The sequence below is a fragment of the Flavobacterium limi genome, from assembly GCF_010645075.1.
GTDB lineage: Bacteria > Bacteroidota > Bacteroidia > Flavobacteriales > Flavobacteriaceae > Flavobacterium > Flavobacterium limi.
The window spans coordinates 36,116-55,321 of record NZ_JAADZV010000002.1; the positions used below are offsets into that span (position 1 = coordinate 36,116).

The window sequence follows — 19,206 nt, forward strand, 5'->3', positions numbered from 1 at the left end:
ATTAGTTTTAAACTTACAAATAATAAAACTAAAGACAAATGAAAAATTCTACTTCCTTAACATTTGGTGATATTTCTTTTAAAGCTTCACACAACTCTTATGAGCGTAATGAAACAATTTCTGAACAATTAGAGTTTGATCCGAACGCTCCTTATCAAAATGGCTGTATGGCTATTGAACTCGATATAATCAGGCAATCTAAAGACTATAAAGATGGAAAGATTTCTAGTGGATATTTTAAGGTGTCTCATACAAAAGGAAATACTACTGCGAGTCATCTTGATGAATGGTTAGGTTATATATTTGGCTGGCATAACAACAATCCAAATCATTTGCCAGTTGTTGTATACATAGATATAAAAAGCAGCGAAGGAGGTTATTTGAATTTTGGAGACAGAATTGATCAGTACCTGAGGAAATATTTTGATGAATCAATAATTTATACACCCGGAGAATTATATTTATCTCAGTCAAAAGAAAATGATGATACCTATAATGATTTATGCTCGTTTGTGGTTCAGAAAGGCTGGCCCCAAATTAATCAAATGTTAGGGAAAATTATTTTTTGTCTAACAGGTGGATCTGATTGGAAAAAAGAATATGCTGACTCATCGGATTTGTTAACTACAAGACTTTGTTTTAGTGATGATGGCTCAGAATATGAAACTCCACCAATAACTGGCAATAGGATATTTTTCAATTTTGACACAAAAAAGAAAGATAAGTGGGATGAGATGATAAAAAAATATAGTACTAATAATTTCATTACACGTGTTTATGTAGTAAACGACGCAGATCTTTGGGAAACAGCACTGAATTGTACATTTAGCGCAATTGCTACAAATAAAATCAAGAACCATAAATGGGCATATGTTGGCAATGAAAGACTTCCGTATCTTAAGAAAAGGATTAATCTGCCACCATTACCAGCTTCTAAACTTAAGTCGATAAAAAATATTGCTAATGATGAGTACAGAACTGATCATGCAACAAAAATGAGTAAAGATTATAAAAAAACAAATTGTGATTTTTATTTTGAAAGCCAATATGACGGGCATGATATTTTTGCTATAAAAAATAAAAAGAATAATAAGTATTTTTCTGATAATATTACCATTATGCAAAGTGAAGTTAAAAGTATTAACGAGAAATGGAGACTGATCAAAGTTGAAGGAACGGTAAATCGGTATTATATTCAAAATTTAGGTAATTTAAAATACATGACTAAGAAGGCGTCCCAATTATCTACAGAAAATGGCAGCAATGAAATTTATGAATTACAAGAAAGATAAACATCTTAAAATTAATAATTAAAGAAACATGATCAATTCAGTTTATATGAAAAAAAATACTTATTTACTAGTCGTATTTTTCACTTTTTGTTTTATAAAAGCATATACACAGCCTGTCGTTAATACTATAAGCAATCAAACAGTTTGTAATGGATCTTCAGTAAGTGCAATTAATTTTAGTAGTCCTGTTAACATGGGGGTGCTTTGCGGAGAGGCAAAGGAAGGCAGTAATCTAACCCTAACTGCTCCATTTGGTGGTATATTTACTGATTTATATTTTGTCAGTTATGGAAATCCTACAGGTAGCTGTACTACTTTATTTCGAGGTTTCTGTCATTCAGCAAATAGTGAAAGCTTAGTAGAAGCAGCTGCCATAGGAAAAAATTCTTTTAGTCTTGCTGTTTCGAATGACAATTTTGGAGACCCTTGTACTAATGTACCGAAAAAACTAATGGTACAGTTGCTTTATAGTCCCCCTCCGATTACCTATAACTGGACTAACAACAATACCTCTATTGGTCTTGCTGCATCTGGTACAGGTAACATCCCTTCGTTTAAAGGCATTAATAATGGCAATGTGCCAGTTACCGCCACCATAACAGTTACACCAACTTATGGAGGTGCTTCTGGTGAAGGTACTCCTAAAACATTTACTGTTACTGTAAGTCCTTCAGCTAAGATTGTGAATCAACCTATTTCGAGTCAGGTTTGCGCTAGTGAGGGTATCTCTTTTACTGCTAATGTAAGTAATGCAACAAATTATCAGTGGCAGGTATACATGGGGGGGGCATCTTACATTAATATATCAAACGCTGCACCATATTCAGGAGCAAATACACCAACGCTGACTATTAGCGATACTTCAACATTAAGTACTGATTATATATATAGATTAGTAGCTTCAGGAAATTGTGGCTCACAAGTGATTACTAACCTAGTATCATTTGCCAGAAGAATTAGTTTTATTATGTCTCATAGAAATGTTACTTGCAATGGAGAATCTGACTCAGCCATAAATTTAACTCCAATGGGAGGAACCGCTCCATACACAACCGTCTGGAATGACGGTATAACTACTGAAGACAGGATGAATCTTGGCGCAGGTACTTATGAAGTAAAAATAACGGATGCTAATGGCTGTGCCAGATTTGCTTCAACCACTATTACACAGCCAAATGTAGTTAACTCTCCAACAGGAGTTCTTGAACAAAGTTTTAACGCTGGAGATAATTTAGGGGCATTAGCTGTAAATGGACAAAATATTAAATGGTATGCCACAGCTCAGGATGCAGCCAATTATGCTAATCCGTTACCTTCAAATACTTTAATCATAAATAGTACAACGTATTATGCAACCCAATCTATTGGTGGTTGTGAATCTCGTACTTCTTTGGCTATTAAGGCCTATAATCCTCTTTTATCTGTTGATGATAATATAAAATCTGATATAGCACTAACCCTGTACCCAAATCCGGTAAAAGATGTTTTGCATTTTAATGCTGAAACTGAAATTAGTAAAATTGCTGTTTTTGAGATTAATGGAAGGAAAGTGTTCGAAAAAATATTGAATGGCGGTCATGAAATAAATGTTCAGTCTTTGGTTAAGGGAGTTTACCTGATTAAAGTTTTTACTGAAAATGAAGAGGAAATAAAGAAACTTAAATTTGTTAAAGATTAAAGTAAACATATACATAGCAAATAAAATGCCCTGTCACATATTGACAGGGTTTTCTTTTTAATGCGACGATTATCTGATTGTGTATTTTCAGTCTTAAAAACACGTATAAATACTCTTTTTCCACTTCTTGGATATTTTTAAATTTAAGATATTGAAAATCAGTACCTTATTTTTTTTTTTAATAGAATCTGATCACTCCCCTACTGTATCAGCCAAAATAAAATCTCTGTTTTTCTTAAATCATGTTTGATTTCTGCTTCTGCTTATTTCAAACAACAAGTACATAATATTATTAATTTAAACCAGCTGCTATGGCAACAGTACCTCCGGACAAAAAAAGTAATTACGAAAAGTTATTTGCTTCCTGTATTATAAAAGAAGCTAAATACCCTGAAATTGACAAAATAACAGCTAAGATGATTCAAAATAAAGGCAGATATGAAGCTGTGGGCGATCGATTAAATATCCCCTGGTTTGTAATCGCAATTATACATAACATGGAAGCTAGTTTAAGGTTTGATACCCATCTGCACAATGGAGATCCTCTCAAAGAACGTACAGTACAAGTCCCTGCAGGCCGTCCAAAGATAGGAAACCCGCCATTTACATGGGAAGAAAGTGCTAAAGATGCTTTAGTTTATGACAAACTTAATACATGGACAGACTGGAGCATTGCCGGAATCCTTTATAAACTGGAATTATATAACGGATTAGGTTACTACCGACAAGGTATTAATTCGCCTTATTTATGGAGTTATTCTAATCATTATACCAAAGGTAAATATGTTCAGGATGGGCGATATGATCCGAATGCAGTTTCTAAGCAATGCGGTGCTGCTGTACTGTTGCGGCGTATGAGCGAGCAAAAGCTAATAACATTGCCAAATGGAAACTTACTGGAACAAATACTTGCATTGGGAAACAAAACTTTGTATTACTCCGGTACTGTTACCAATGAAGCCAAAGAATTACAAACACTGCTAAACAGGGCTGGCAGTATACTTAGGGTTGATGGTAAAGCAGGAGAAAGAACTTCTGCAGAGTATTTTAAGTTTAGCGGTAATTATTTGAAAGGAGATCCCAGAGCATAAAGCTTTCAAGATAAAGCTCTTTAGAAGTTATGTTCATATATGGGAAATAATGTATTTTAAAAATTCGTTTTTCGTAAAATACTCATCCGTGTTTTGTTTGTATTTATTTTATAACTGTTTTAAAAACCATCTCATACATATTACTTACGCATTTATTAGATAAAGCAGCTCCTGTTTTTAATAGACAAGGTTAAATAAGGAGTATAAAAAAGGAATAAAAAAATTTAACCTTTTTAAATACCAATCGGGTTAGGAACTATATTTTATAACATTTCAAAATGATTATATAAGTGTACGCATCATATTTCGGGTAATTTTAATAAAATTTAAAACTTACAGATATGAACACAAATAATCAAAATCCGAAAAGTACTAAAAATGGTGGCTTTGGAAATCGCGACCGGGTTGATACAAGAAAACACCAGTACAAAGAGCACGATGAAGTTTTAACAAACGATGAAAATTATGATACAGATACTCATAAATTTAAAGGTAAAGAACCTGAGTTTGATGATAAACTGAACAACGAAGAAAAAAAATGAAACCTTAAAAACGTCTCAGAAACAATATTTTGAGACGTTTTTTATTAGTCTGGCTTTTTATGACTGAAAAAGTCTTAGTTTATTTGTGTTTTTTTGCTAAATTAGAATATGAAAACAAAACAGGATGTAATAATTACTGGTGGCGGTCTTGCAGGTTTGACAGCAGCAATACATCTCTCAAAAAAAGGTTTAAAAATAACCTTAATTGAAAAATCGGATTACCCGCGTCACAAGGTATGCGGAGAATATATTTCTAATGAAGTCCTGCCTTATTTTTTATGGCTTGAATTGGATTTTTTGCAATCTATCCCTCAACAGATTTCCTCTTTTGAATTTACAACACAAAACGGCAAAATTGCCAGAACGACACTTCCTCTGGGTGGCTTTGGTATTAGCAGGTATATGCTGGATAATATCTTATATGAAAAAGCAATATCGAATGGCTGTATTATTTTAAAAGAAACAGTCACAGATATTTCTTTTGAAAATGATGAATTTTCAGTAAAAACACCAAATCAGACATTATATTCAAAATTAGTGTTGGGTGCTTTTGGAAAACGTTCTAATATAGATCAGTTTTTAAGACGGGGTTTTATAACCAAAAAATCACCCTGGCTGGCAGTTAAAGGGCATTATTCCGGTACTATTCCGAATGATCAGGTAGCGCTTCATAATTTTAACGGAGGCTACTGCGGAGTTTCAAAAGTAGAAAACGATATAATAAATATCTGTTATCTGGCGGATTATACGACATTTAAAAAATATAAAAATATAGAAGAGTATCAAAAAAATGTACTTTATAAAAACAAACAGCTTAAATCTGTTTTTGAAAACAGTACACTCTTATTTGATAAACCACTTACGATCAGTCAAATCTCATTTGATAAAAAACAGCCTGTAGAAAATCATATATTAATGATTGGCGACTCAGCAGGCCTTATTCACCCAATGTGTGGGAATGGCATGGCTATGGCAATTCATAGTGCAAAAATAGCATCAGAATTGATACTTGAATACCTTTCGGAAGAAATAACCTCGAGAAGCATATTAGAAAAAAAATATACAACACAATGGAAAAAACATTTTGAAAAAAGATTAATAATGGGCAGGCTTTTGTCAAAAATCCTGACCAATAAGACGCTAACGAATTTATTAGTCATGATGATCGCATCTATGCCGGCACTATTATCACAAATAATCAAACAGACGCACGGAAAACCAATAGAAGTCAATTAATGCCAGTAAATACAAAATACAGAACAGAAGAAGCAGAAATAATGGATGATTTTTCGCTTCAGGGCGGAGAACTTCGTGCCGCCCTTGATCAGATTGCACGTATTAATCAATTACTTGGAGGTAATAAAGTAACATTAAACGGAATAAAAGAAGTATTAAAAAATGCTGATACATCTAAGACTATTGTAATCGCTGATATAGGATGCGGTAACGGCGATATGCTGCGAATGCTGGCTGATTATGGACTAAAAAACAACCTGAATTTTAAGCTGATCGGTATAGATGCTAATCCTTTCACTGTAAATTATGCCCAAACATTATCAAATGAATATTCAAATATTGAATACCTGTGCATGGATATTTTTAGCGAAGAATTTTCAAAAATTGAATATCATGTTGTGCTTTGTACCCTTACACTTCATCATTTTACTAATGAGCAAATATTAAATATTATTACTATCTTTAATAATAACGCAAGTATGGGTATTATTATCAATGATTTGCATCGTAGTAAATTGGCTTATAAGCTTTTTAAAATGATTTGCTTTCTGTTCAACCTGAATAAAATGTCCCGTGAAGATGGTTTGGTGTCTATTTTAAGAGGATTTAGAAAACACGAGCTGGAGGATTTCTCCAAAAAGCTGAATTTATTAAACTTTACCATAGATTGGAAATGGGCTTTCCGTTACCAATGGATAATTACAAAAATATGAGTGTTAAAATAATATCAGTTGCAAAACAACTGCCACAATATTCAAGAACAACAGAAGAAATACTGCCACTTTTGGATGGATGGCTGAACGGTCAGGAAGAACGTTTTATAAAAAAAGTAAAAAAAATATTTGAAGGTGCTGCGGTAAGCAAACGGTATTCAATAATGGATCCGCTGGAGGTTTTTACCGCTACCTCTTTTGAAGATAAAAATGATATTTACAGTCGGGAAATGATTGTTTTGGGCGAAAAAGTTTTGGAAAAAGCGCTCGCTAAGGCAAGCTGGGATCCGCAAAGTGTTGACTATATTATTACTGTAAGCTGTACGGGTATTATGATTCCTTCTTTAGATGCGTATCTGATCAATAAGATGAATCTCAGGCAGGACATCGTGCGTTTACCTGTTACAGAAATGGGCTGTGCAGCTGGAATTTCAGGTATTATATATGCGAAAAACTTTCTCAAAGCAAATCCCGGAAAACGGGCTGCGGTTATAGCTGTGGAATCCCCTACTGCAACTTTTCAGCTGGATGATTTTTCGATGCCTAATATTGTGAGCGCGGCTATTTTTGGCGATGGAGCTGCTTGTTGTCTTTTATCATCGTGCGACAAAGATAACGGTCCTGAAATACTGGATGAGCAAATGTATCATTTTTATGATGCTGAACATATGATGGGCTTTAAGCTCACTAATAGTGGTTTGCAAATGGTACTGGATATTGAAGTTCCGGATACTATTGCGGCTCATTTTGGCGACATCATCCATCCATTTCTGGAGAAAAATAATTTAGAAATAAAAGATATTGATCATATGATATTTCATCCCGGAGGAAAAAAAATTGTCAATACAGTTGAATCTCTTTTTGCAGACCTGGATAAAAATATTGATGACACAAAAGAAGTATTAAAACAATACGGAAATATGTCGAGTGCTACTGTTCTTTATGTTTTGGAAAGAATTCTGAATAGTAATCCAAAACCCGGAGAAAAAGGACTAATGCTTAGCTTTGGCCCTGGATTTTCTGCTCAAAGAGTATTGTTGCAATGGTAAAAATTATCAGATAAAATAAAATGATGAACCTGAACGAAATCATAAAAAAATTACCTTACACAGAACCTTTTCTGTTTGTAGATGAACTGCTTCATGTCGATGAAAACAGCATTTCAGGAACTTATACTTTTAAAGAAGGCCTGGACTTTTATAAAGGTCATTTTAAAGGAAATCCAGTAACGCCTGGTGTAATCCTGACAGAAACTATGGCTCAGATAGGCATGGTTTGCCTTGGAATCTATCTGTTAGGTGATGCCTTTAACAAGGAAACGGTCATTGCTTTCACTTCTGCTGATATGCAGTTTTTAAAAGCTGTATATCCTAATGAAAAAGTGACTGTAACTGCCCAAAAAACATTTTTCAGGTTTGGAAAATTAAAATGTGAGGCAGTAATGAAAAACGAAGCCGGACAGGAAGTCTGCAAAGGAATTTTGGCCGGAATGATAACGACAAAATTATGAGTAAACGGGTTGTAATAACAGGTCTTGGTGTAGCAGCTCCAAATGGTGTTGGAATTCCTGCATTTACCTCTGCTATTAAAAATGGGGTATCGGGTATAAAGCATGATGCACAATTGCAGGAACTACAATTTTCCTGTCAGATTGCGGGTAAGCCTGAAATAACCGAAGAACTCAAATCACAATATTTTACAGATCTTGAACTACGCGGGTTTAATAGTACAGGTATTTTGTATGGTGTTATCGCGGGTATGGAAGCATGGAAAAATGCAGGATTAACAATGGAAGTTAATAATGAACCGGATTGGGACAGCGGAACTATTTTTGGATCCGGAACTTCGGGAATTGATAAATTTCGCGAAAGCATTTATAAAATAGACGAATTACAGACTCGAAAATTAGGGAGTACCGTCGTGGCTCAGACTATGAACAGTGGCATAAGTGCTTATCTTTGCGGAAAACTCGGTCTTGGGAATCAGGTAACCACAAATTCATCAGCCTGTTCAACTGGAACCGAAGCGATAATAATGGCTTATGACCGAATAAAATCAGGACAGGCAAAACGTATATTAGCAGGAAGTACAGGTGACAGCGGTCCGTATATTTGGGCTGGATTTGATGCACTTCGCGTATGCAGCTCAAAATATAATGAGAATCCTGAACTTGGCTCCCGTCCTATGAGTTCAACAGCAGCAGGATTTGTACCCGGAAGCGGCGCAGGCGCTTTGCTTGTTGAAGATTTGGATACAGCTTTAGAACGTGGCGCTGCTATTTATGCTGAAATTTTAGGTGGAAATGTTAACTCCGGTGGCCAGCGTGGAAGCGGAAGTATGACTGCTCCAAACAGCGCTGCAGTGCAGCGATGCATTTCAGATGCAATAAAGAATTCAGGGATTTCATCTGGAGATGTTGATGCTATAAATGGTCATCTGACAGCTACTACAAAAGACAGCCTTGAAATAGAAAACTGGACAAAAGCACTAAAACGGAAAGGAGATAATTTCCCGTATATAAATTCCCTAAAAAGCATGACTGGTCATTGTCTTAGCGGTGCCGGAAGTATTGAAAGCGTAGCAGCAGTACTACAACTTTATGAGGGTTTTTTATTTGGAAATACAAACTGCGAAGATCTCCATCCGGAAATCACGAACCTTATTAATCCTTCTAAAGTGCCTTTTAAAACGTTTAATATTGATCTGAATATTATAGCCAAAGCCAGTTTTGGTTTTGGTGACGTAAATGCCTGTGTATTATTAAAAAAATATAAAAATTAATATGAATAAAGAAGAACTTATTGCCAAATTAAAAATTATTATCAAGCCTTATACGGCTAATAATGAAGCTTATGATAATCTTACTGAGAATACAGATTTTATAAAGGATCTCGAAATCAATTCGGCTAATCTGGTCGATATTGTACTTGATATTGAAGAAAATTTCGACGTTGTCATTGATAATACAGATATGGAAAGAATGCTGGATGTGAAAACGGCAGTCGAAATAATTGAAACTAAATTAGCTGCAAAATGATTGGCAATGACGTGATAGACATACAACAGTCACGTCAGGAAAGCAACTGGCAGCGGAAAGGATTTTTGGAAAAACTGTTCACCGCAGAAGAACAGTTTTTTATACAACAGGATCCGAATCCGGAAATTATGGTATGGGTGTTTTGGAGTATGAAAGAAGCGGCATATAAAATCTATAACCGCGAGACAAAACGAAGAGAATATATTCCTAAAAAATTGATTTGTAAAATTGTATCTCTTGACAACAATTGTATCACAGGTCAGGTAAGCTGTGGCGAAAATAGCTATCATACAAAAACCGCAATTTCAGATGATAGTATACATACGATTGCGGTCAGGTGTTTTAGTAACTTAAATAATGTATTTGAAATTGATAAAACTCAAATATTTAAAGATCAATATGGAATTCCTTATTTAAGTAACGGTGGTAAATCAGCTAAAGATGTGTCAGTTAGCAATCATGGGAGATTTGAAAAAATAGTTACTATTATTTAAAGGTGCTATAATTTAATTATTACTTTTAAATAAAAATGCTTTTCTGTAATTGAATAGAAACTAAAAAAATGCTGGAGAATTTTCCTTTTTATCTGGGTCTGTTAATCGTTATTTTATTGCTGATTATGCTGGCTAATAAAATAAAAGTAGCATATCCAATTTTATTGGTATTAGCCGGATTGGTGATTAGTTTTATTCCGGGTGTGCCTCTTATAAAGATAGATCCCGAACTTATTTTTTTTATTTTTTTGCCCCCTTTATTATATGAAGCGGCATGGACGGTTTCGTGGAAAGAAATGTGGCGCTGGAGGAGAATTATTACAAGTTTTGCTTTTGTAGTTGTGTTTCTGTCGGCACTTTCAGTAGCTTTAGTTGCCAATTATTTTATTCCGGGATTTTCAATGGCATTAGGTTTTGTTTTGGGTGGAATCGTATCTCCTCCAGACGCCGTAAGTGCAGGAGCTATATTGAAATTTGTCAAAGTACCAAAAACCTTATCCTCTATTTTGGAAGGTGAAAGTTTATTGAATGATGCTTCTTCTTTGATAATTTTCAGATTCGCAATGATTGCCGTGGCAACAGAGCAATTTATATTTTCTAAAGCAGCTACAACTTTTAGCTGGATGATTATCGGCGGTGTGTCGATTGGTCTGTTTATTGGATGGCTTTTTATGAAGGCTCATAAATATTTGCCTACAGATGCCAATTCTGATATTGTTTTATCTTTACTGACACCTTACATTATATATCTGGCTGCTGAAGAAGTATATTGTTCAGGTGTTTTGGCAGTAGTAAGCGGAGGTTTGCTTTTGTCTAACAACAGACATCGTTTTCTTAACAGCAAACCCGCCTTCGCGGTGTGAACGTTTGGGAAAGTTTCTGTTTTATTCTGAACGGATTCGTTTTTATGCTTATCGGATTGGATTTGCCCCAGATTACAAACGGCCTTGAAGAAGTCAGCCTGCCTTCTGCAATTGGATATGGTGTATTAATAACACTGGTTTTGATCGTGAGTCGGATACTTTCATCATATGGGGCTGTAGTTGTAACTTTAATTGCACGTAACTTTATTACTGTGGCTGATACAAGAAATCCGGGCTTAAAAGCACCTTTTATACTTGGATGGAGCGGAATGAGAGGTGTTGTTTCATTAGCAGCGGCGTTATCGATACCTGTTTATTTGAATAATGGTAATGGTTTTCCACAGCGAAACCTGATCTTGTTTATCACCTTCGTTGTAATTCTTTTGACTTTATTAATTCAGGGATTGACATTGCCTTATTTTATTAAAAAAATAAAGCTTACAGATATTTACGATCCGACACCCCGAGATGAAGCTTACAATCAATTGCGACAAGAATTAGCCCAATATGCGCTGCATTATTTAAAAACGAATTACAACGATCAGTTAGACTCTAATACTCCTTTGAAGTATCTTGTCAAGAGATGGGAGCAGCACAGTAATGGAATTGATGATGAATCTATTGGTACGGATCTCAAGGTTATTTACCTCGATTTGTTGCATAAACAGAGAGAATGGCTGGTGAATAAAAACAAAGAGGATCAGACTTTAGACGAATCAATAATTAGGCGACAAATGCATTACCTTGATATTGAAGAAGAAAAATTAAGATACATTTGAGTTGATTTAATTAACTCTGTGAAGTTCAGTGTAAGATTCAAATGTGTCAATATCGACTACATTATCTTGCGTAATAACTTCCCTAACCTCACTTTTATTTCTGTTGATAATTTGCTTAGCTCCTTCATCATTCGACAATAAGATAAGTTCTGAGAAAAATTTTCTGGGAAAAAGAACCGGTACTCCCCTATAATCTTCTTTTCGGGTTATAATAATAGCTTCTTTCTCTTTATTATGAAGTTCAATTATTGCATTCAAATGATGTTGGCTGATAAATGGCTGGTCTGCTAATACAAACAAAACAGCATTGATATCAGGATAATTTTTATCTATTTCTGCTATAGCGAATGCTATTGAGCTGCCCAGCCCCTGCTGCCAGTTTTCATTGATAAGAATAATGGTTTGCGATAAATCTGTTTTTTCTTTAATCTCATTATTGTGTGCACCCAGAACTACAAAAATTTCATCTGCTTCAACAGAAAATGTATTTTTTATCACACTGCCTAATAAAGTTGAGTTTCGCCAGGGCAACAATTGTTTCGGTTGCCCCATTCTTTTGGAATAACCTGCTGCTAATACTACGAGGGCAATTTTATTCATTAGTTTACTGCTGAAATTTAAGAATGAATAGCACTAATTTTGTATTTTAACGATATCGGCTCCTCTTTACGGATTACCGAAAGTATTTCAGCAATAATACTGATAGCAATTTCCTGAGGAGTTTCTGCTCCAATACTAATTCCCGATGGGCCATGTGCCACATCCAGCAGGCCTTCGTTATAAGAATCAGTAAATTCAAAAAAATCGTTTACTATCTGATTTCTTCTCTTAACAGGACCCAAAAGTCCTAAATAAGCCGGTTGCGTATTTTTTAATCCGATAAGAAATTTTAAATCGGTTGAATAACTGTGTGTCATTAAGATAACTGCTGTTTCACTATCTATGGAAAGAGAGCCAATTTCTTCAGGCAGCAAATGTAAAACCTGGTTTGCACCCGGAAAATTAGCAATAGTCTTAGGATCTTTTACAGATGCCACAATGGTAACTTCCCAGCCAGTTAAAGAGGCAAAATGGCATAATTGTACAGCATCGTGTTCTGATCCAATGATAATTAAATGAAAACAGGGCTGAAGAATTTGTTTGTAAGAAGTCAATGTTTTATCTAATTGCGTATTCGAAAAAGCAAAGTTTCTTCCTTCAAAATAAAATTCGGAACCCAGGCCTGGCTGAATTCCTTCTGTCTTTGTATAAAAAGATTCAATTTCAAGAGTATGTCTTTTTTTTACAACAGTTTCTAAAGCATCTAAAACAGCCGTATCAGGAGAAAATGGTTCTAAAAGGATATAGAGAATACCTTCGCACCCCAGTCGGTACCTTCCATCATAAACCATGATTTTTGCTTTATGATCCAAAAATACAGACTGCGATTGTTTGAGGATTTCACTTTCAACACAGCCTCCGCTTACAGCTCCAGTCATTGAATTGTTTTCAAAAATCAGCATACGCACACCTGGTCTTCTGTACGAGGAACCTTCAATAGCGACAACAGTAGCCATAACGCTATTAAGTCCGATTACCTGAGCTAAAATGTATGATTCTTTTAATTTTAATAATTCGTGCATCATACTTTAATCCTTTTTTGAAATAATTTTTCCCTCAGCATTTGAATATTTACTAATTGATTAAACTGTTCCAAGGCTGAAAGGCAAAGTTCTGATTCGTTTCCCTGTCAAATCAAATATGGCATTGGTTAATGCAGGTGCAAAAGGCGGTAGTGCTGGTTCCCCTACTCCGCCCGCATCTTCTTCGTTGTTCATGATATGCACTTCTATCAAAGGAATTTCATTAATGCGTGGCATCGGATAATCATAAAAATTATGCTGTTCCACTATGTTTTCTTTAAATGTAATCTGATGTGTTGTTGCGGCACCCAGTCCCATGACAATAGAACCTTCAACCTGCGCGTGAATGATATCCGGATTTACATACCAGCCGCAATCCATGACAGCCCAGACTTTATCTATTTTTACACCGCCACCAGGATTTTTGGAAACTTTTACAACCTGTGCTACTGTTGAATTGAAACATTCTGTAATAGCGACACCATAGCCCTCATTTTTTTTGCGGTTTTTCCAGCCTGAAACTTCTTCCATTTTATCAATTAATTTTTGACAGCGCTCTTCCTGTAGATATTCGCGACGAAAAGCTAAAGGATCTTTTCCTGCTTCATGCGCCATTTCATCAATGAAACTTTCATACGCAAACCCGTTTGTAGAAGCATATACAGATCTCCAGAAACTTGTTGGAATACTGGTTTCAAATAAGATATCTGAAAAACTTATATTTTTGACACTTTCATAATAAGGTTTTAAAAATCCTTCACTGGTACTTCCATTCGGTTTATTCTTTGGGGCACCGCTCCAGTGCCCATTATTTTGTCCGGCCATTCTGAATTTCAAGGCATCAATTTTTCCATTAGCAATACTCCCTTCGCAGCGATAGGAAATTCCCGGACGAAAAGGCCCTAATGTAGCATCATCTTCACGTGTCCAGACAACCTGAACCGGACCCCCAATCTCCTTTGAAACTGCTACAGCTTCGTATGGATAATCGTTCATTGCTTTACGGCCAAAACCTCCTCCCAGAAAAGTCATATTTACAATTACTTTCTCTTTGTCTATTTTAAATTGTTTACTTACATAATCCTGAACCCAGCCAGGGGCTTGTACAGGCCCCCAAATTTCAATTGAATCACCTTTGTGATGCGCAATGCAATTTACTGGTTCCATCGCAACGTGTGACTGATAGGGAGTTTGATAAACAACATCTAATTTCTTATCTGTTTTAGATAATACTTCGGTTGGATTTCCCTGACCTTTAAAAAGCATTCCTTCTTCTGTTTTGAGGAGATTATTCTGCGTTTCGAATATTTCAGGCGTACTCCAGTGTTTGAAACCGCTGCTGTCCCACTCTACTTTCAATTGTTTTCTGCCTTCAAGAGCAGCCCAGGTTGAAGTAGCAACTACAGCAACACCTTCACGGATATGCTCGTAATATCCCATGTTAACTTTAAAAACGCGTTTCACACCCGGAATTTTTAATGCGGCGGTTGCATCAAAACTTTTGACTTTCCCAAGATAGCGGGGATCACGTTCTACGGAGGCAAATAACATTCCCGGAATTCTCTTGTCAAGTCCAAAAATTAATTCACCATTAGTTTTAAGAGGTGTGTCAATTCTTCGAAGAGGTTTTCTAATCAGTTTATATTCAGAAATTTTCTTCAGTTTTGGTTCTTTTGGAACTTCAAGTTTTGAAGCTGCTTCAGCAAGTTCTCCATAATGTAATTTTTTCCCGGATGGTTTATGAATTACCTGTCCTGATTCTGCATAGCAGTCAGTACTAGGAACATTCCATTTTGTGGCTGCTGCGGTAATAAGCATTTCACGTGCACCAGCGCTTAATTTTAGCAGTTTTTTATATGCAGAACGAATTGTTGAGCTTCCTCCGGTAATTTGTCCGCCATATTTTTTTTCATTACCAATGGCAAAGATGACATTGATATCTTTCATGTCAACTTCAAGTTCCTCAGCCACAATTTGCGGTACCGACTGATAAGAGCCTTGTCCCATTTCTGCCCTGTGGTTGACTAGAGTTACTTTTCCGGATGGATTGATAATAATCCAGGGACATAATTCGATTTCTGAAGCACTTAATTCAGAAGGTCTTACCAGTACCGGTACACCATTTGCCGGGAAGTAAAACCCGAGACACAATGCAGCACCTCCTAATCCGGTAAGTTTGAGGAAATTTCGTCTTGTAGTATCTATGTTGTTATTTTGAGCCATCGGATAATCATTAAATTAAGATCATGTTATTTTGCTGGAGCATAAGCCCCCGTCTTTAGCCAGGTAATCCATGCTTTTTTAAACTCTGCGTCCGTTAAAGGCGGAGCGGTTCTGCCTTTTCCCATATTCCATCCAGCTTTTACCAAACCGTCATCTGCATGTGCTATAAGCTGTTGTATATCCTTATGTCCGTTAAGCTTTGGATTAACCAATTGTTTGGCAAGTTCGTGAGCCGTTTTTCCTTCAAATACCATTTTCATATCTGAAGGCGGTAAATGCCAGTCAGGATTTCCGGGTGGTGTATGCAGTCCGGGACTGTTTGATGGCTGATGGCAATTAGCGCATTTCATTGCGTACATACCTTTTCCGTCTTTGCCTCGTTTGGGCTGCATGCTGTGAACAACGCTGTTATCTCCCTGAAGCGGAATATCCCCTTTTGGATGACAATTAACACAGCGCGGGCTCATTAATACTTTATATACTTGTTTGAATGCTGCAACAGATGCGACACTATCCTTTTTTATCTGTATAATGGAAACATATTCTTTTTCCACAGTCTTAGCCTCCGAAACGGCAAATACCAGTCCAATACCTGAGACAAGTGCCAGGGTTATGAATATAAATTTAATTTTTGTTGACATAGTTTTTTGTTTATGCTTCCAATCAGATTTTGTTTTTCTCCTGCAGTTGCGATGCCAGATGGATAGCTTTACGAATTCTTGGATACGTGCCGCATCTGCAGATATTACCTGCCATGGCATTGTCTATATCCTGATCTGTCGGATTTGGATTTTCCCGAAGAAGTATTGCTGCAGACATAATTTGTCCCGAATGGCAATATCCGCATTGGGGAACGTCGATTTCCTGCCAGGCTTTTTGCGCCGGATGATCGTTATTTTCAGATAATCCTTCTATAGTGACTACATTTTTACCTTTGGCACGGCTCATTTTGGTGACACAAGAGCGAACTGCTTCGCCATCGAGATGCACTACACAGGCTCCACATTGTGCAACACCGCAGCCAAATTTTGTTCCCGTTAGTCCTAAAGTATCACGGAGGGCCCAAAGGAGCGGCATTTCCGGGCTGACATCCAGGTTTTCGATTTTGCCGTTTACAGTTAGTTGTATCATATAAAATCTATTTTTTTTTAGTGGTCTTTTCTGTTTCCTAATTTACAAAAAAATCATACATTATAAATGAAGGCTGTTATTTGACATCGTTCTAAAGAACTTCTAAAACGAATTATTTTAAAACTGATAAAAAGCATTTTTTAAATTATAGTAGTCTGATAATAATGTAATTAAAAACAATAATAGTGTAATCTTTTGTTTTTCAACGGATTTAGATTTGTAATGCAACTTAAAAATCATGCTATGAATATTTCACATCATAAAACCAATGTCGAAGAAAGCGCCAGAACATCAAATAAAAAAGCGGGAACCAAATCGACTTCATCCAGAGCCAATGAAAAATCAAATATAGAAACAAGAAAATCTATACTGATCAAAAAATAACTTAAAACTGATGATTATGCCGGGAAAAAATCCGGGTCCGCAAGTTAAAGATAAGGACCAATACGAAGCGCTGCGCGATAAAGGTTATAGTAAACAAAAATCTGCGCGAATAGCCAATAGTCAAGGAGCCGAAAAAAGAGGCGGAAAAGCTGGCGATTACGAAGACAGAACTAAAAAGGATCTTTATAAAGAAGCTGTAAAAGTAGACATTAAAGGAAGATCAAATATGACGAAAGAGCAATTAGTACATGCGCTGCGCAATAACTAATCTGAGTCCGGGAATGTGAATAGATGTTTCTGACTTTAGACTTTTTGATTATCTTTGCATTTCAAATAATAAGACTTCATAAATGTGAATAAATAATTTCTTTCAGATATAAATACGGCAAGCCAGACGTTGGTTTTTGCTATTTTATTAATGCTTAAGAAAGAGATTATGCTTATTCTACAAAACATTTCATATACACATCCTAATAAAGAAGTACTGTTTACCGACATCAGTTTGACAGTAAATAACGGAAACAAAATAGCCTTAGTTGGTCATAATGGTTCCGGAAAATCAACATTGCTAAAAATTATCGCAAAAGAATTATTTCCATCTGAGGGAATACTGCAAATTGAAACAGAACCTTATTATGTGCCTCAGATTTTTGGGCAATACAATCATTTGACAATCTCAGAAGCTTTACAGATTGATGTGAGACTTACTGCCCTGCATGAAATTCTGGAAGGCAACGTCAATGAAACAAACCTGAATTTACTCAATGATGACTGGACTATCGAGGAACGGTGCAATGAAGCCTTGAAATATTGGCATCTAAGTGATTTAAAATTAGCTCAAAAGCTGGGATCTTTAAGTGGCGGTGAAAAAATAAAAGTTTTTCTTGCCGGTATCATGATTCATCAGCCAAAACTTATATTGCTTGATGAGCCAAGCAATCATTTGGATGGTGAGGGAAGAAAATTATTATATGAGTTTATAAAAGCATCGCCAGCGACACTACTCGTTGTAAGCCATGACCGAAAACTATTGAATTTATTGCCTTTGACCTGTGAATTAAAATCAAACGGAATCAAACTTTATGGAGGAAATTATGATTTTTATCAGGAGCAGAAGAATATCAAAAAAGAAGCATTATCGCAGAATATTCATTCGAAGGAAAAAGCGCTCCAGAAAGCTAAGGAAAAACAACGGGAAACATTAGAAAGACAGCAAAAGTCTGATGCAAAAGGAAAAAAGAAGCAGGAAAAAGCCGGAGTCGCCCGGATCATGATGAATACATTGAAGAATAATGCTGAAAACAGCACTTCCAAAATCAAAAGTGTTCACGCTGAAAAAATTGGCAATATCTCACAGGAATTACGCGAATTGCGTGAAGAAGTTTCAAGTCTGGATAAAATGAAATTTGGTCTTAGCGATTCCAGATTACACAAAGGTAAAATTCTTGTAACAGCTGAATCCATTAACTACAATTATAATGAAGTATCAGTTTGGAAGAAGGATCTTAACTTCCAGATTATAAGTGGAGAAAGAATTGCTGTAAAAGGAAATAATGGCTCAGGAAAAACGACACTTATAAAATTAATTTTAGAAGAACTAAAACCTAAAACAGGAAACCTCAAAATAGCAGACTCTGAAATGATTTATATTGATCAGGACTATTCCCTGATCAATACTGAATTGACTGTTTATTATCAGGCACAACAAAGCAATAATTCAGATTTGGAAGAACACGAAGTCAAAATGAGGCTAAACCGGTTTTTGTTTACCCACTCCGACTGGGATAAACCCTGCCTTTATTTAAGTGGTGGTGAAAGAATGCGTTTGATGCTTTGCGGTTTAACGATAGCGAATGAAACTCCTGATGTAATTATTTTAGATGAACCAACTAATAATCTTGATCTGCAAAATATAGAAATACTGACCAAGGCACTGAATGAATATCAGGGAACATTAATTGTGATTTCTCATGATGAAATTTTCCTCGAAGAAATTAGTGTAGATCGGAGTATTAATTTGGGTTAAGTCCACTAACCAATAGTTTGTTTTTTTGACTTATTGAGTCTTTTCTGAAAAACATAAAGCTGTTACAATAAGCAAAAAAGACAATCTGGTGAAGA

The 19,206-nt window shown here is 35.8% G+C and carries 19 protein-coding genes and 1 pseudogene; 15 read left to right on the top strand and 5 right to left on the bottom strand.

Annotated elements, in window-relative coordinates; all coding sequences use genetic code 11:
• The first annotated feature begins 38 nt into the window (after positions 1-38).
• The 12 genes and pseudogenes from GXM16_RS04915 to GXM16_RS04970 all read left to right on the top strand — a co-directional run bounded on the left by GXM16_RS04915 (position 39) and on the right by GXM16_RS04970 (position 11,725).
• Positions 39-1,292 (top strand): Ca2+-dependent phosphoinositide-specific phospholipase C, encoded by a 1,254-nt coding sequence (locus GXM16_RS04915; RefSeq protein WP_163393293.1) that lies wholly within the window; start codon positions 39-41, stop codon positions 1,290-1,292.
• A 46-nt stretch (positions 1,293-1,338) separates the two neighbouring features.
• Positions 1,339-2,970, top strand: a complete 1,632-nt coding sequence (locus tag GXM16_RS04920) for a T9SS type A sorting domain-containing protein (protein ID WP_163393294.1) — start codon at positions 1,339-1,341, stop codon at positions 2,968-2,970.
• 311 nt (positions 2,971-3,281) lie between these two features.
• The gene (locus tag GXM16_RS04925) at positions 3,282-4,061 is read left to right on the top strand and encodes a hypothetical protein (protein ID WP_163393295.1); all 780 of its coding nucleotides are present in this window, start codon (positions 3,282-3,284) and stop codon (positions 4,059-4,061) included.
• A gap of 341 nt (positions 4,062-4,402) precedes the next feature.
• Positions 4,403-4,603 (top strand): hypothetical protein, encoded by a 201-nt coding sequence (locus tag GXM16_RS04930; RefSeq protein WP_163393296.1) that lies wholly within the window; start codon positions 4,403-4,405, stop codon positions 4,601-4,603.
• Between the two features lie 108 nt (positions 4,604-4,711).
• On the top strand, positions 4,712-5,839 hold the full coding sequence (locus GXM16_RS04935) for an NAD(P)/FAD-dependent oxidoreductase (protein ID WP_163393297.1): 1,128 nt from the start codon (positions 4,712-4,714) through the stop codon (positions 5,837-5,839).
• Positions 5,839-6,552, top strand: a complete 714-nt coding sequence (locus tag GXM16_RS04940; RefSeq protein WP_163393298.1) for a methyltransferase domain-containing protein — start codon at positions 5,839-5,841, stop codon at positions 6,550-6,552. The genes GXM16_RS04935 and GXM16_RS04940 overlap by 1 nt, the downstream gene beginning before the upstream one ends.
• On the top strand, positions 6,549-7,601 hold the full coding sequence (locus GXM16_RS04945; protein WP_163393299.1) for a type III polyketide synthase: 1,053 nt from the start codon (positions 6,549-6,551) through the stop codon (positions 7,599-7,601). The genes GXM16_RS04940 and GXM16_RS04945 overlap by 4 nt, the downstream gene beginning before the upstream one ends.
• Before the next feature lie 23 nt (positions 7,602-7,624).
• Complete coding sequence (locus GXM16_RS04950; protein WP_163393690.1) at positions 7,625-8,062, top strand: 3-hydroxyacyl-ACP dehydratase FabZ family protein; 438 nt, start codon at positions 7,625-7,627, stop codon at positions 8,060-8,062.
• Positions 8,059-9,333, top strand: a complete 1,275-nt coding sequence (locus GXM16_RS04955; protein ID WP_163393300.1) for a beta-ketoacyl-[acyl-carrier-protein] synthase family protein — start codon at positions 8,059-8,061, stop codon at positions 9,331-9,333. Before GXM16_RS04950 ends, GXM16_RS04955 begins: the two co-directional genes overlap by 4 nt.
• A gap of 1 nt (position 9,334) precedes the next feature.
• On the top strand, positions 9,335-9,589 hold the full coding sequence (locus GXM16_RS04960; RefSeq protein WP_163393301.1) for an acyl carrier protein: 255 nt from the start codon (positions 9,335-9,337) through the stop codon (positions 9,587-9,589).
• The gene (locus tag GXM16_RS04965) at positions 9,586-10,083 is read left to right on the top strand and encodes a 4'-phosphopantetheinyl transferase family protein (RefSeq protein ID WP_163393302.1); all 498 of its coding nucleotides are present in this window, start codon (positions 9,586-9,588) and stop codon (positions 10,081-10,083) included. The genes GXM16_RS04960 and GXM16_RS04965 overlap by 4 nt, the downstream gene beginning before the upstream one ends.
• Before the next feature lie 68 nt (positions 10,084-10,151).
• A pseudogene (locus tag GXM16_RS04970) lies at positions 10,152-11,725 on the top strand (Na+/H+ antiporter).
• 6 nt (positions 11,726-11,731) lie between these two features.
• On the opposite strand, the gene GXM16_RS04975 reads toward GXM16_RS04970, so the two are convergent.
• From GXM16_RS04975 to GXM16_RS04995, 5 genes are read right to left on the bottom strand one after another with little or no spacing between them, the layout of a single operon-like run.
• Positions 11,732-12,325 carry a nucleotidyltransferase family protein gene (locus GXM16_RS04975; protein WP_163393303.1) on the bottom strand — a complete coding sequence of 198 codons (594 nt, stop codon included), beginning with the start codon at positions 12,323-12,325 and terminating at the stop codon, positions 11,732-11,734.
• 17 nt (positions 12,326-12,342) lie between these two features.
• Positions 12,343-13,350, bottom strand: coding sequence for an XdhC family protein (locus tag GXM16_RS04980; protein WP_163393304.1), 1,008 nt, complete (start codon positions 13,348-13,350; stop codon positions 12,343-12,345).
• A gap of 57 nt (positions 13,351-13,407) precedes the next feature.
• Entirely contained in the window at positions 13,408-15,570 is a 2,163-nt protein-coding gene (locus tag GXM16_RS04985) for a molybdopterin cofactor-binding domain-containing protein (protein ID WP_163393305.1), read from the bottom strand.
• A gap of 26 nt (positions 15,571-15,596) precedes the next feature.
• Positions 15,597-16,211 carry a hypothetical protein gene (locus tag GXM16_RS04990; protein ID WP_163393306.1) on the bottom strand — a complete coding sequence of 205 codons (615 nt, stop codon included), beginning with the start codon at positions 16,209-16,211 and terminating at the stop codon, positions 15,597-15,599.
• A 22-nt stretch (positions 16,212-16,233) separates the two neighbouring features.
• Positions 16,234-16,701 (bottom strand): (2Fe-2S)-binding protein, encoded by a 468-nt coding sequence (locus tag GXM16_RS04995; protein ID WP_163393307.1) that lies wholly within the window; start codon positions 16,699-16,701, stop codon positions 16,234-16,236.
• A gap of 243 nt (positions 16,702-16,944) precedes the next feature.
• Between GXM16_RS04995 and GXM16_RS05000 the strand changes: the two genes are divergently transcribed.
• The 3 genes from GXM16_RS05000 to GXM16_RS05010 all read left to right on the top strand — a co-directional run bounded on the left by GXM16_RS05000 (position 16,945) and on the right by GXM16_RS05010 (position 19,111).
• Positions 16,945-17,085, top strand: coding sequence for a hypothetical protein (locus tag GXM16_RS05000; protein ID WP_163393308.1), 141 nt, complete (start codon positions 16,945-16,947; stop codon positions 17,083-17,085).
• Positions 17,086-17,101: 16 nt separating this feature from the next.
• Entirely contained in the window at positions 17,102-17,353 is a 252-nt protein-coding gene (locus GXM16_RS05005; RefSeq protein WP_163393309.1) for a DUF7218 family protein, read from the top strand.
• Between the two features lie 168 nt (positions 17,354-17,521).
• Positions 17,522-19,111, top strand: a complete 1,590-nt coding sequence (locus GXM16_RS05010) for an ABC-F family ATP-binding cassette domain-containing protein (protein ID WP_163393310.1) — start codon at positions 17,522-17,524, stop codon at positions 19,109-19,111.
• The last annotated feature ends 95 nt before the right edge of the window (positions 19,112-19,206 follow it).